Raw genomic sequence first — 14066 nt, 5'->3', positions numbered from 1 at the left:
TCGACTGGGACGGAATGCCCTGGTAAGGATGGCCATATGGCTCTTGAGACGCGCGTATTGAAGGCTGATGAGTGGGATGCCTGGTACGACCACTTGGAACTGGCGTTCGGCGGTGTGCCCGAATCTCCGGCGGAGCGGGAACTGTACAAGTCCCTGACGGAGCCCGAGCGTTCGCTCGGCGTCTGGGACGGCGAGACCTGCGTGGGTTCGGCGGGCGCCTTCAGCTTCCGGCTTTCCGTCCCCGGCGGCTCGGTGGTGCCGGCGGCGGGCGTGACCATGGTGGGGGTGGCGCCGACGCACCGTCGGCGCGGGGTGCTGACGTCGATGATGCGCCGCCAATTGGACGACATCCGGGCGGGTGGTGAGGCGCTCGCCGTGCTGACGGCCTCGGAACCGGCGATCTACGGGCGCTTCGGCTACGGCACCGGTGCGTACGGCCTGGCCGTCCACATCGACACGGTCCGGGTGCGGCTCGCCGTGCCGCCGGGCACGGACGAGGTCGTGCTGGAGCTCGTGGACCCGGAGAAGGCGCTGCCCGACTGCGAGCAGGTGTACGCCGAGCTGGTCCCCCGGCGGCCCGGGATGCCGGCCCGGCAGCCGGGCTGGGAGCGGCAGGCGCTGCTGGACCCGGAGAGCATGCGGGGCGGGGCGTCCCCGCTCAAGTGCGTGGTGGCGCGGCGGCCGGACGGGGAGGTGATCGGGTACGCCCGCTATCGGGTGAAGCCCGACTGGGAGCTGACAGGCGCCGAGGGCCGGGTCGATCTGGCCGACCTGGACGCGCTGGATCCGGCGGCCACGGCCGCGCTGTGGCGCTACCTCTTCGAGATCGACCTGACCTCCTCCGTACGGGCGACCAAGCGGCCGGTGGACGATCCGGTCCTGCACCTGGTCAGCGATGTCCGGCGGTCCCGGCCGTTCCCGCGCGACGCGCTGCACGTACGGCTCGTGGACGTCAGCGCGGCGCTGGAGGCGCGGGCGTACGGGGCGCCGCTGGACGTGGTCCTGGAGGTGGAGGACGCGTTCTGCCCGTGGAACGAGGGGCGCTGGCGGCTGACCGTCGACGGGAAGGGCGGTGCGTCCTGCGTGCGGACGGCCGAGCCGGCCGAGCTGGAGCTGTCCGTCCGGGAACTCGGGTCCGCCTATCTGGGCGGGATCACCCTCGTCTCGCTGGCAGCCGCCGGGCGGGTCCGCGAGCTGCGCCCGGGGGCCCTGGCCGAGGCCTCGCGCGCCTTCCGGGGCGATGTGGCCCCCTGGCTGCCGCACGGGTTCTAGCGGGGCACGGGCGGCGGTCGCACGGGTTCCGACGCCACACGGGTTCCGGGGCCGGCTTCCATTGCCTCACGGCTTCCGGGGCCCCACGACCTCCGGCGGTCGGGCCCGGGCGCTAACGCGTCTGGCAGTCGGGGCACCAGAAGAGGTTGCGGGCGGCGAGATCGGCGGTGCGGATCTCGCCCCCGCAGATGTGGCAGGGCATGTTCGCCCTCCGGTAGACGTACACCTCGCCGCCGTGGTCGTCCACCCTGGGCGGGCGCCCCATGGCCTCGGGCAGGTGTTCGTCGCGGACGGTGTCGATCCGGTTGTTCCGTACGCCCTCGCGCATCAGCAGGACCAGGTCGGCCCAGATCGCGTCCCATTCGCGGCGGGTGAGGTCCCGGCCGAGGCGGTACGGGTCGATGCCGTGCCGGAAGAGGACCTCCGCGCGGTAGACGTTGCCGACGCCCGCGATCACCTTCTGGTCCATGAGGAGGGCCGCGACGGTGGTGCGGGAGCGGGAGATCCGCGCCCAGGCCCGGTCCGGGTCGTCGTCCGGGCGCAGCGGGTCGGGGCCGAGCCGGTCGTGTATCGCCTTCTTCTCGCCGTCGCCGATCAGCGCGCAGGCGGTGGGGCCGCGCAGGTCGGCCCAGTGGTCGGCGTTCAGCAGGCGCAGCCGCACGGTGTCCGCGGCGGGCGGGGCCGGGGCGGGGCCGAAGCCGAGCTTGCCGAAGAGGCCGAGGTGGATGTGGATCCAGGCGTCCCCGAGTTCCAGGAAGAGGTGCTTGCCGTGCGCCTCGGCGCTCTCCAGCTCACGGCCGTCGAGCAGTGCGGCGCTCTCGGCGAACCGGCCCTGCGGGCTGCTGACCCGGACCGGGCGGGCGGCGAACCGCTCGGTGTGGTCCTGGGCGAGGCGGTGGATCGTATGCCCCTCGGGCACGACGCTGCTCCTTGAGACACGACGACGGGACGGGACGGCGCCACGGCGGGGCGACACGACGCGGGACGGCCCCGCACGACGGCGGGACGGCCGGGCCGCGCCGCGGTGGCGCCGGTGGCGCCGCGGCCGGACGGCGGCACGAAACCGCCGCGCCACCGGGGCTTTCCGGCGGCACGGCGGAGGGGTGTCAGGCCTGCGGGTGGTGGGCCGGGATCGGGGGCAGCTCGCCGGTCAGCTCGTAGGCGGAGAGCATGTCGATGCGGCGGGTGTGGCGCTCCTCGCCGGAGTACGGGGTCGCCAGGAAGGCCTCGATGAAGCTGACAGCCTCGTCCTGCGTGTGCATCCGACCGCCGACGGAGATCACGTTGGCGTTGTTGTGCTCACGGCCGAGCTTGGCGGTCTCCACGCTCCAGGCGAGGATCGCGCGGACGCCCTTGACCTTGTTCGCGGCGATCTGCTCGCCGTTGCCGGAGCCGCCGATCACGATGCCGAGGCTCTCGCCGTCCGCGGCGGTCCGCTCCGCGGCCCGCAGGCAGAAGGGCGGGTAGTCGTCCACCGCGTCGTAGATGTGGGGCCCGCAGTCGACGGGCTCGTGGCCGTTGTTCTTGAGCCAGTCCACCAGGTGGTTCTTGAGCTCAAAGCCGGCATGGTCGGATCCGAGGTACACGCGCATGGGTCGAGTGTGGCACGCGCCGGACCCGGGGCCCGCAGCGGGTGTCGCGTAAATCACTTCTCAACCTCAAATAAACCCAAAGAACCCAGACAGGACGGGTCGGGACCTTCGTCCCGGACCTTGTGCCCAGGGCAACCATCGGAAGAAACTCTTCCGTATTGGAGGTAACTCAGGTTTGAATGCCGGGGCTCGCAACCCGAGAACCTAAGGAATCGTCCATGAGCTCCACGACGACCCTTCAGAAGGCAGGCGACCCCTCCGGCACCCCCGGCGACGCCAAGCCCTCCGACGGTCTGAAGGCCGGTCTGAAGAACCGCCACCTGTCCATGATCGCCATTGGCGGCGTCATCGGCGCCGGTCTTTTCGTCGGCTCCGGCGGCGGCATCGCCAAGGCCGGTCCCGCCATCCTCGTCTCGTACGCACTCGTCGGCGCCATGGTCGTCTTCGTGATGCGGATGCTCGGCGAGATGGCCGCCGCCAGCCCGAACTCGGGCTCGTTCTCCGCGTACGCCGACCGCGCGCTCGGTCGCTGGGCCGGCTTCTCCATCGGCTGGCTGTACTGGTTCTTCTGGGTCGTCGTGCTGGCCGTGGAGGCCACCGCCGGCGCGGTGATCCTCGAAGGCTGGGTCCCGGCCGTCCCGCAGTGGGCCTGGGCTCTGATCGTGATGGCGGTCCTGACCGTCACCAACCTCGGCTCGGTCGCCTCGTACGGCGAGTTCGAGTTCTGGTTCGCCGGCATCAAGGTCGTCGCCATCGGCGCGTTCGTGATCATCGGCATGCTGGCCGTCTTCGGCGTGCTGCCGGGCTCGGACAACCCCGGCGCCGGTTTCGCGCACCTCACCGACGCGGGCGGATTCATGCCCAACGGTTGGGGCTCGATCCTCACCGGTGTGCTGATGGTCGTCTTCTCCTTCATGGGCAGCGAGATCGTCACGCTGGCCGCCGGCGAGTCCGAGGACCCGCGCCGCGCGGTCACCAAGGCCACCAACTCGGTGATCTGGCGCATCGGCATCTTCTACCTGGGCTCGATCTTCATCGTCCTGACCCTGCTGCCGTGGAACGACAAGTCGATCGTCGACAAGGGCTCCTACGTGGCCGCCCTGGACTCCATCGGCATCGCCCACGCCGGCCAGATCATGAACGTGATCGTGCTGACCGCCGTGCTGTCCTGCCTGAACTCGGGCCTGTACACCGCCTCCCGCATGGCGTTCTCGCTGGGCGAGCGCGGTGACGCCCCGAAGGCCTTCGCCAAGGTCAACAAGCGGGGCGTCCCGACGGTCGCGATCCTGGGCTCCGTGGTGTTCGGCTTCGTCGCCGTCTACTTCAACTACGCCTTCAAGGACACGGTCTTCACCTTCCTGCTGAACTCCTCGGGTGCCATCGCCCTCTTCGTGTGGCTGGTCATCTGCCTGACCCAGCTGCGCATGCGCAAGATCCTGGAGCGCGAGGCGCCGGAGAAGCTCGCCGTCAAGATGTGGCTCTTCCCGTACCTCACCTGGGCCACCGCCGGCATGATCACCTTCGTCCTGGCCTACATGGTCTACGACAAGGACAACCGCCAGGTCGTCCTGCTCTCCCTGCTGGTGGCGGCCGTGGTGCTGGCCATCGGCGTGGTGCGCGACATGCGCCGCAAGGCCGCCGCGCGCGTCTGAGCGATCGATCGCCCGTGAACGACAGCAGCCCCCGGACCGCCGCTCGCGGTCCGGGGGCTGCGTCGTGGTCGACGCGTACGGGATCAGCCGCGGCGGCCGGCCAGCTTCCAGGTGGCCGGCAGGGCGCCCATGGCCAGCGCGGCCTTGAGGGCGTCGCCGAGCAGGAACGGGGTCAGGCCCGCCGCGACGGCCGCGCCGAAGGACATCCCGGTGGACAGCGCCAGGTAGGGCACGCCGACGGCGTAGATGAGCGCGGATCCGAGCACCATCGTGCCCGCCGTGCGCGCGACCGAGCGGTCGGCGCCGCGCCGCGCGAGGGCGCCGACGACGGTGGCGGCGAGCAGCATGCCGAGGACGTAGCCGAAGGAGGCGCCGCCGGCGCCGGAGGTGCCGCCCGCGAACCACGGCACGCCCGCCATGCCCACGAGCGCGTACAGGGCCAGCGCGAGGAAGCCGCGCCGGGCACCGAACGCGGTGCCGACCAGCAGGGCGGCGAAGGTCTGGCCGGTGACCGGGACCGGGGAGCCGGGGACGGGCACGGCGATCTGCGCGGCGATGCCGGTGAGCGCGGCGCCGCCGACGACGAGCGCGATGTCACGGACGCGGCTCGCGGGCAGCAGGTCGGCGAGGACGGCGCCGGGCCGGAAGGAGACGGAAGCGGTGCTCATCGGGAGGCTCCGGGGGTGGTGGTGACGGGACGATCACCGACGTTAGTCCGGTGCAGGGCTCCGCCCCACCGCCGGCCGGGACAAAGCCGTACTCCCCGGTTTGGTGGGGAGTACACAAAGAGCCCGGGTCACACCCCAGTTGAAGTGATCCGCATCACGAGCAACTACAGCCCGCACGTCCGTTTTGCGCGGATGGACGGCCTCCAGCGAGACTGTAGGTTCCCTCCAACCAGTCGCGGAGCCCCCACCGCCGCCAGGCCGAACGAGAGTACGAGCACTCCTCATGCGCGACCTCCTGCCCGACCCGCCCGCCACCACGGGTGAGCTCCCTTCCGAACCCCTCAGCCACAGCCTGAAGCAGCGTCACCTGACCATGCTGGGCCTCGGCGGCGTCATCGGCGCCGGGCTCTTCGTCGGCTCCGGCGCCGGCATCGGCATCGCCGGCCCCGCGATCATCTGCTCGTACCTGCTCGCGGGCGTCCTCGCGATGCTCGTGATGCGGATGCTCGGCGAGATGTCGGCCGCGATGCCCGCCTCCGGTTCGTTCTCCGTGTACGCGGAGAAGGCCCTCGGACGTTGGGCCGGCTTCTCCGCCGGCTGGCTGTACTGGTTCCTGCTGGTCGTGGTGCTCGCCGTGGAGGCCACCGGCGCCGCGAAGATCGCCAACGGCTGGGTGCCATCGGTCGACCAGTGGATCTGGGTCCTGATCTTCATGGTGGTCTTCACCGTGAGCAACCTGGCCGCCGTGAAGAACTTCGGCGAGTTCGAGTTCTGGTTCGCCGCGCTGAAGGTCGGCGCGATCGTCCTCTTCCTGATCCTGGGCACCCTCGCCATCCTCGGGCTGCTGCCCGACACGGACCCGATCGGCGCGGCCAACCTGACCGGCCACGGCGGCTTCTTCCCCGAGGGGATGGGCGGTGTGGTCGCCGGCATGCTCGCCGTGGTCTTCGCCTTCGGCGGCCTGGAGGTCGTCACCATCGCGGCGGCCGAGTCCGACGACCCGGCCCGATCGGTCGCCCGCGCGGTGCGCAGCGCGGTGTGGCGCATCCTCTTCTTCTACGTCGGCTCGATGGCGGTCATCGTGACCCTGCTGCCGTGGGACTCGCTGGAGCCGGGGCAGAGCCCGTACGTGGCCGTCCTGGACTCGATCGGCATCCCGGCGGCCGGTCAGATCATGAACATCGTGGTCTTCGTGGCGCTGCTCTCGGCCCTCAACGCCAACCTGTACGGGTCCTCGCGGATGGTGTTCTCGCTGGCCGAGCGGGGCGAGGCGCCCAAGGGGCTGCTGCGGGTCTCGGGCGGCGGGGTGCCGCGGCGGGCGGTGTTCGCCTCGGTGGCGTTCGGGTTCGTCTCGGTGGTGCTGAACCTGCTGTGGCCGGACACGGTCTTCCTCTACATGCTCAACGCGGTCGGCGCGGTGCTGCTGTTCGTGTGGGCGCTGATCGCGGTCTCGCAGTTGCGGCTGCGGCGCGTGCTGGAGCGGGAGATGCCGGAGCGGCTGACGCTGCGGATGTGGCTGTTCCCGTACCTGACCTGGGCGGCGCTGGTCGGGATGGCCGTGGTGCTGGTCCTGATGTTGTTCGACGACTCGGCGCGGCCGCAGTTGCTGTGGTCGACGGGCGCGGCCGCCGCGGTGCTGGTCGTGGCGGGGGTGCGGGAGCTGCGGGCCCGGCGGGCCTGACGCCCCTCCTCGCCGTACGCGGAACAGGCCCGGGACCGGTGTCCCGGGCCTGTTCCGTCTCCGCGCGGGGGTGATCACGTCCTGTGAGGCGAGTGTCCGCATGATGGACGTCGGATGTCCGCTTATCGGACGATCGGCAGACTGGACGCCCTCCCGTCCCCGCACCGGACAAGGCACCACCCCCATGAGTCAGAGCACCCTGAACCCGTCCGACCGGCAGTCGCCGCCGACCGAACCGGGGTCCTCCCCCCTCGGCAACGGCCTCAAGCAGCGCCACCTCTCGATGATCGCCCTCGGCGGGGTCATCGGCGCCGGGCTCTTCGTGGGCTCCGGGGCCGGCATCGCGGCCGCGGGCCCGTCGATCGTGATCGCGTACGCCGCGTCCGGGATCCTCGTGATGTTCGTGATGCGGATGCTCGGCGAGATGTCCGCCGCCAACCCCGCCTCCGGCTCCTTCTCCGTGCACGCCGACCGCGCCATCGGCCCGTGGGCGGGCTTCACGGCAGGCTGGATGTTCTGGACCCTGCTGTGCGTGGGCGTGGCCATCGAGGCGATCGGCGCGGCGCACATCATGACGGGCTGGTTCCCGGGCACCCCCTCGTGGATGTGGGTGCTGGTGTTCATGGCGCTCTTCTGCGGGGCCAACCTGGCGGCGGTCTCCCACTTCGGCGAGTTCGAGTTCTGGTTCGCCGCCCTCAAGATCGGCGCGATCGCGCTGTTCCTGGGCCTGGGCGTGCTCGCCGTCCTGGGTCTGCTGCCCGGGACCTCCTCCCCCGGCTCCGCGAACCTGCTCCACGACGGCGGCTTCCTTCCCAACGGCACGGACGGCCTGCTGGTCGGCCTGCTCGCCTCGGTCGTCGCGTACGGCGGCCTGGAGACGGTGACCATCGCGGCGGCCGAGTCGGACAACCCCGTCAAGGGCGTCGCCCGGGCCGTGAAGACCACCATGTGGCGGATCGCGATCGTCTACGTCGGCTCGATGCTGGTCATCGTCACCCTGCTGCCGTGGAACGACCCGGCGGTGGCCGAGGACGGCCCGTACGCCGCGACCCTGGACCACCTGGGCATCCCCGCGGCCGGCGAGATCATGAACGTGGTCATCCTGATCGCGCTGCTCTCCGCGATGAACGCCAACATCTACGGCTCCTCGCGCATGGCCTACTCGCTGGTCGCCCGGGGGCAGGGCCCCAAGGCGCTCGGCAAGGCCTCCGGCGGCGTGCCGCGGCGCGCGGTGCTCGCCTCCTCGGGCTTCGGCTTCGTCACCGTGCTGCTGTCCTACTGGTACCCGGACACCCTGTTCGCCTGGCTGCTCAACATGGTCGGCGGCGTGATCCTGGTCGTCTGGGGCTTCATCGCCGTCTCCCAGTTCGTGCTGCGCCGCCGGCTGGAGCGGGAGGCCCCCGAGCGGCTGGTCGTGCGGATGTGGGGCTTCCCGTACCTGACCTGGGTGGCACTGGCCGGGGTCGTCGGCGTGCTGGCGCTGATGGTCCGCGGTGACGACACCCGGATCCAGGTCCTCTTCACCGGCGGACTGACCGTCGCACTCGCGGTCGCCGGATACGTGATGCAGCGTCGGGCCGGGTCGCGCGCGACGGCCTGACCCTGCGCCACTTTCCCGCCCCACCACTCCTCCACCGCCGTTCCACCCCTGCTCCACCCCTGGTCGAAGGCCGGGTTCATGCGATCGCATGGGCCCGGCTTTCGGCGTTCCGGCGGGCTTGACAAGAGAGGCGACCCTTACTCGTCGTCAGGAATAGATACTGCTAGCGTGCAGTTGCGCATTGATTGCAATAACTGTCGCACCATGAGCGGTTGGCACGCTGAGGGGACCGGATACACGCATGGCCATCTACACGCTTCCTGAGCTTCCGTACGACTACGCGGCGCTGGAGCCGGTGATCAATCCGCAGATCATCGAGCTGCACCACGACAAGCACCACGCGGCCTACGTCACCGGGGCCAACAACACGCTGGAGCAGCTGGCGGAGGCGCGCGACAAGGAGAACTGGGGCGCGCTGAACGGGCTGGAGAAGAACCTCGCGTTCCACCTCTCCGGCCACATCCTGCACAGCATCTACTGGCACAACATGGCCAGCCCGAAGACCGGCGAGGGCGGCGGCGAGCCGACCGCGGCCGACGGTCTGGGCGACCTCACCGACGCGATCACCGAGTCGTTCGGCTCCTTCGCGAAGTTCAAGAAGCAGCTGACCTTCGCCGCTTCCGCCACGCAGGGCTCCGGCTGGGGCGTGCTGGCGTACGAGCCCATCAGCGGCCGGCTGATCGTGGAGCAGGTCTACGACCACCAGGGCAACGTCGGCCAGGCCTCCGTGCCGGTCCTCGTGTTCGACGCCTGGGAGCACGCCTTCTACCTTCAGTACAAGAACCAGAAGGTGGACTTCATCGAGGCCATGTGGAACGTCGTCAACTGGCAGGACGTCTCCCAGCGCTACGCCGACGCCAAGGCCAACACCCCGCTGCTGATCCCCGCCAAGGGCTGATCGGCGCCACCGTCCCGTCCGCCTCGTGATCGTCTTCTCAACCTTCGCGTGCGGGCGTGTCCAACGGAAGGCCCCCGCGAGGACGTGACTCGCGGGGGCCTTCTGTGGTCTCGGGCCGGCGGACCGGCCGGGTACCGCTCTCGGACTACTCGAAGGACGGGCCCTTGTCGCGGGTCCGCTTGATCTCGAAGAAGCCCGGCGTGGAGGCGACGAGCAGGGTGCCGTCCCACAGGCGGGCGGCGTCCTCGCCGCGCGGGGCGGGCGTGACGACCGGACCGAAGAAGGCGACGTCCTTGCCGTTGTCGCCGGGCACGGAGATCACCGGGGTGCCGACCTCCTGGCCGACCCGGTTGATGCCCTCGTTGTGCGAGGCGCGCAGGGCCTCGTCGTACTCGTCGGAGGTTCCGTACGCGGCCAGCTCCACCGGGAGACCGACCTCGGCCAGCGCCTCGGCGATCACCTCGGGGGTGTTGCCGCGGCCCTCGTTGTGGATGCGGGTGCCGAGCGCCGTGTAGAGCTTGCCGGTCAGCTCGGAGCCGTGCTTCTGCTGCGCCGCTATGACCACGCGGACCGGGATCCAGGCCTCGGGGCCGAGGAGCTTGCGGTAGGACTCGGGCAGCTCGTCCAGCTTGTTCTCGTTGAGCACGCCGAGGCTCATCACGTGCCAGCGGACCTCGACGTCGCGCACCTTCTCGACTTCGAGCATCCAGCGGGACGTCATCCAGGCCCAGGGGCAGAGCGGGTCGAACCAGAAATCGACCGGGGTCTTCTCGCGCACCTGCGTGTCGGGCATGTCTCTCCTCAAGTCACATAAAGGCGTCTCTGGTCGTGTTCCCCCTCGCCAACCAGCCCGGGGCCCCCCGCATTCCCCCCGTGCGAGGATTCGACGGAAGACGACGATCACGCACGAAGGAGTGCACGTGCCCGGAGAGAATCTGTCCCGTGACGAGGCCCGCGAACGGGCCGCACTGTTGTCCGTCGACGGGTACGAGGTGGTCCTGGACCTGCGGTCGGCGGTGGACGAGGCCGAGCCGGCCGAGGGCCCCCGGACCTTCCGCTCGGTGACGACGATCCGCTTCCGGGCCGCCGCCGGCGCCACCACGTTCGCGGACCTGATCGCCCCCTCGGTGAACGCCGTGACCCTGAACGGGACCGAGCTGGACACCGCCGCCGTATTCGACGGCTCCCGGATCGCCCTGGAGGCGCTGGCCGCCGAGAACGTCCTGGTCGTGGACGCGAACTGCGCCTACAGCCGGACCGGCGAGGGCATGCACCGCTTCGTCGACCCCGAGGACGGCGAGGTCTACCTGTACACCCAGTACGAGCCGGCGGACGCCCGGCGGGTGTACGCGAACTTCGAACAGCCCGACCTGAAGGCCCCGTACCGCTTCGAGGTGACCGCGCCCGAGGGCTGGCAGGTGTGGAGCAACGGCGTCGAGGAGTCCCGCGAGGGGCTGACCCGCCGGTTCGCCGAGACCGCGCCGATCTCCACGTACATCACCTGCGTGGTGGCCGGTCCGTACCACTACGTGACGGACACCTACACGCGCGGGGACCTGACGATCCCGCTCGGCGCGATGTGCCGCAAGGGGCTCGCGAAGCACTTCGACGCGGACGACGTCTTCCTGGTCACCAAGCAGGGCTTCGACCTGTTCCACGAGCTGTTCGACTACCCGTACCCCTTCGGGAAGTACGACCAGGCCTTCGTGCCCGAGTACAACCTCGGCGCGATGGAGAACCCGGGGATGGTGACCTTCCGGGAGGAGTACATCTTCCGCGGGAAGGTCACGCAGGCCTCGTACGAGCGCCGCGCGAACGTCATCCTGCACGAGATGGCGCACATGTGGTTCGGCGACCTCGTCACGATGAAGTGGTGGGACGACCTGTGGCTCAAGGAGTCCTTCGCGGACTTCATGGGCTCCTTCGCGCTCGTCGAGGCCACCCGCTTCGACCAGGCGTGGGTCACCTTCGCCAACCACCGCAAGGCGTGGGCCTACCGGGCCGACCAGCTGCCGTCCACGCACCCGATCACGGCCGACATCCGTGACCTGGAGGACGCGAAGCTGAACTTCGACGGGATCACCTACGCCAAGGGCGCGGCGGTCCTCAAGCAGCTCGTGGCGTACGTGGGCCGGGAGGCGTTCCTGGAGGGCGCGCGGCGCTACTTCAAGGCGAACGCGTACGGGAACACCACCCTGGACGACCTGCTGTCGGTGCTCGGCGAGGTCTCCGGGCGGGACATGGCCGAATGGTCGCGGGCCTGGCTCCAGACGGCCGGCGTGAACGCGCTGACGCCGGTGGTGACCCACGACGCGGGCGGCCGGATCACCGAACTCGCGGTGGTGCAGGAGGGCGACGAGCTCAGGCCGCACCGGGTCGCGGTGGGCCTGTACCGGATCGAGGACGGCGCCCTGGTGCGCTTCGCGCGCGCCGAGACGGACGTGGCGGGCGCGCGGACGGCCGTGGCCGAACTCGCCGGGCAGGAGCGGCCCGACCTGGTGCTGGTCAACGACGAGGACCTCACCTACTGCAAGATCCGCTTCGACGAGCGCTCGCTGTCCACGCTGCGCTCGCACCTGGGCAGCCTGACCGACCCGCTGGCGCGGGCCCTGTGCTGGTCGGCGCTGTGGAACCTGACCCGCGACGGGCTGATGCCCGCCCGGGACTTCGTGTCCCTGGTCCTGGCGCACGCGGGGCGCGAGACGGACGTCGGCGTGCTCCAGCAGTTGCACGCGCAGGCCCTGTCGGCGGTCTCCCACTACGCGGCGGCGGACTGGCGCGAGCAGGGCGGCCGGGTCCTGTCGGCCGTCGCGCTCCAGGAGCTGCGGATGGCCGAGCCCGGCTCGGAGTCCCAGTTGACGTGGGCCCGGTTCTTCGCGGCGGGCGCGGCGACCGAGGGCGACTTCCAGTTGCTGCTGGGGCTGATGGACGGTTCGGCACGGATCGACGGGCTGGATGTGGACCAGGAGCTGCGCTGGGACTTCCTGCTGCCGCTGGCGGCGCACGGGGCGGTGGACGAGGCGGCCCTGACCGCGGAACTCGCCCGCGACGACACGGCGTCGGGCAAGCGGCACCAGGTCCGGTGCCTGGCGGCGCGCCCGTCGGCCGCGGTCAAGGACCAGGCGTGGGCCGCGGTCGTGGAATCGGACGCGCTGTCGAACGCGTTGGTCGAGGCGACCATCTCCGGTTCCCAGCAGTCCTCGCAGCGGGGGCTGTTGGCCCCGTACGTGGGTCGCTACTTCGAGGCCATCGAGCGGGTGTGGGCCGACCGGTCGATCCAGATCGGCATGCACGTGGTGAAGGGGATGTACCCGTCCCTCCAGGACTCGCAGAGCACGGTCGACGCCACCGACGCGTGGCTGGCCGCGCACGAGTCGGCCCCGCCGGCGCTGCGCCGACTGGTGCTGGAGTCCCGCGACGACCTGGCCCGGGCCCTGCGCGCCCAGACCTGCGACGCGGCGGCGACGGCCTAGCCTCCGACGCCCCGGAGCCCGCGCCCGTCTCGTACGCGAGGCGGGCGCGGGCCGGTCGGGGGCCGGTCGGCGGGCGCGGGCCGGCGGGCCGGGTCCGCGCAGGTGAACGGCCTCGGACGAACGGCGCTATCGGCAGTCGAACGCCCGTACTTTAGTGCGGTGTTGTCCCGATTTGTCGACGGGACTGTAACAAGGGTTAGCGGGCCCCCGCCCTGCGGGAATCTCCGGCACATGAACCACAACACGCCCCTCCCCCTCGCCCACCTCACCGGCAGCCGCCCCCGCGTGCTCACCCTCGCGCAGCTCCGCGAGCACGGCGTCAGCGCCTCCGACGCCGCCGGGCGACCCTGGCGGCAGATCCTGCCCGGGGTGTTCCTGCTCCACTCCGGCACCGCGACCAGCGAGGAGCGGCTGCACGCGGCGCTGCTGTACGCGGGCCGGCGCGGATCCGGCGAGGCCATGATCACCGGGATGGCGGCCCTGGCGCTGTACCGGTTCACCTCCGCTCCCCCGCTCGCCGGACTCCCGCACATCGACGTGCTCGTGCCCGGCACCCGCCGACTGCGCTCCACCGGCGACGTGCGGATCCTGCGCTCCCACACCCCGCCCCGGTCGCAGGAGGTGGCCGGCATCCCCCTGGCCCCCGTCGCCCGGGCCGTCGCCGACGCCGTCGCCCGGATCTCCGACGCCGGGGTCGTGCGCCGCCTGCTGAGCGAGGCGGTGCGCAGCGGGCACTGCGAACCCGCCGCCGTCGTCCGGGAGCTGACCGTGGCCCGGCTGCTGAACCGTCCCCACGTCGTCGACGCCGTCGAGTCCCTGCTCGCCGAGGGCCGGGCCATCGCCGAGGACCGGCTGTACCAGCTCGTCCGGGGCCACGACCTCCCCGAGCCCGTCTGGAACGTGGACCTGCGCCTGCCCGGCGGCCCGCACCTCGGCGGGGTCGACGCGTACTGGCCCGAGCAGGCCGTCGCCATCGAGATCGACACCCGCGCCCCGCGCCAGGACGAGGACGAGGAGTGGTCGGAGTGCGTCCGCAAGCGCGAGACGCTGGAGCGGCTCGGGGTGACCGTCCTGCACCTCACCCCCCGCAAGCTCCGCGACTGGCCCGAGCAGCAGGCCTCGGTGGTCCGGACGGCGCTGACGGCGTCGGGCGACCGCGAACCCGCGGCCTACCTGGTCGTCCTCCCCCGGTGAGCCCCGAGCGCCCGAGCGCCCGCGCCCCGGACGGCG

11 protein-coding genes are annotated in these 14066 nt (G+C 71.2%); 7 read left to right on the top strand and 4 right to left on the bottom strand.

The window, feature by feature from the left end:
• Positions 1–36: 36 nt before the first annotated feature.
• Entirely contained in the window at positions 37–1272 is a 1236-nt protein-coding gene (locus OG906_RS22440; protein ID WP_329445259.1) for a GNAT family N-acetyltransferase, read from the top strand.
• 112 nt (positions 1273–1384) lie between these two features.
• On the opposite strand, the gene OG906_RS22435 is transcribed toward OG906_RS22440, so the two are convergent.
• Both OG906_RS22435 and OG906_RS22430 read right to left on the bottom strand, forming a co-directional pair.
• Positions 1385–2191, bottom strand: coding sequence for an Fpg/Nei family DNA glycosylase (locus tag OG906_RS22435; protein WP_267798774.1), 807 nt, complete (start codon positions 2189–2191; stop codon positions 1385–1387).
• Positions 2192–2378: 187 nt separating this feature from the next.
• Entirely contained in the window at positions 2379–2864 is a 486-nt protein-coding gene (locus OG906_RS22430; RefSeq protein ID WP_329445256.1) for a ribose-5-phosphate isomerase, read from the bottom strand.
• A gap of 218 nt (positions 2865–3082) precedes the next feature.
• Between OG906_RS22430 and OG906_RS22425 the strand changes: the two genes are divergently transcribed.
• The gene (locus OG906_RS22425) at positions 3083–4516 is read left to right on the top strand and encodes an amino acid permease (protein ID WP_329445255.1); all 1434 of its coding nucleotides are present in this window, start codon (positions 3083–3085) and stop codon (positions 4514–4516) included.
• Between the two features lie 83 nt (positions 4517–4599).
• On the opposite strand, the gene OG906_RS22420 is transcribed toward OG906_RS22425, so the two are convergent.
• Positions 4600–5184: a biotin transporter BioY gene (locus OG906_RS22420; RefSeq protein WP_329445253.1), complete on the bottom strand. Its 585-nt coding sequence runs from the start codon at positions 5182–5184 to the stop codon at positions 4600–4602.
• A gap of 283 nt (positions 5185–5467) precedes the next feature.
• On the opposite strand from OG906_RS22420, the gene OG906_RS22415 reads away from it, so the two are divergent.
• The 3 genes from OG906_RS22415 to OG906_RS22405 all read left to right on the top strand — a co-directional run bounded on the left by OG906_RS22415 (position 5468) and on the right by OG906_RS22405 (position 9363).
• The gene (locus OG906_RS22415) at positions 5468–6865 is read left to right on the top strand and encodes an amino acid permease (RefSeq protein WP_329445251.1); all 1398 of its coding nucleotides are present in this window, start codon (positions 5468–5470) and stop codon (positions 6863–6865) included.
• A gap of 184 nt (positions 6866–7049) precedes the next feature.
• On the top strand, positions 7050–8465 hold the full coding sequence (locus OG906_RS22410; RefSeq protein WP_329445249.1) for an amino acid permease: 1416 nt from the start codon (positions 7050–7052) through the stop codon (positions 8463–8465).
• A gap of 241 nt (positions 8466–8706) precedes the next feature.
• Positions 8707–9363: a superoxide dismutase gene (locus OG906_RS22405; RefSeq protein ID WP_329445247.1), complete on the top strand. Its 657-nt coding sequence runs from the start codon at positions 8707–8709 to the stop codon at positions 9361–9363.
• A gap of 145 nt (positions 9364–9508) precedes the next feature.
• Here the strand turns inward: OG906_RS22405 and OG906_RS22400 are convergent, their stop codons facing one another.
• The gene (locus OG906_RS22400) at positions 9509–10156 is read right to left on the bottom strand and encodes a mycothiol-dependent nitroreductase Rv2466c family protein (protein WP_267798765.1); all 648 of its coding nucleotides are present in this window, start codon (positions 10154–10156) and stop codon (positions 9509–9511) included.
• Positions 10157–10283: 127 nt separating this feature from the next.
• Between OG906_RS22400 and pepN the strand changes: the two genes are divergently transcribed.
• Positions 10284–12836 (top strand): aminopeptidase N, encoded by a 2553-nt coding sequence (gene pepN, locus OG906_RS22395; RefSeq protein WP_329445244.1) that lies wholly within the window; start codon positions 10284–10286, stop codon positions 12834–12836.
• Between the two features lie 231 nt (positions 12837–13067).
• Entirely contained in the window at positions 13068–14030 is a 963-nt protein-coding gene (locus tag OG906_RS22390) for a hypothetical protein (protein ID WP_329445242.1), read from the top strand.
• Positions 14031–14066: the final 36 nt, after the last annotated feature.

Origin of the sequence: Streptomyces sp. NBC_01426 (assembly GCF_036231985.1) — a bacterium.
In the GTDB taxonomy this organism is placed as follows: domain Bacteria; phylum Actinomycetota; class Actinomycetes; order Streptomycetales; family Streptomycetaceae; genus Streptomyces.
The sequence above is the reverse complement of the archived record's forward strand: the minus strand, read 5'-3'. Positions and strand labels throughout refer to the sequence as shown.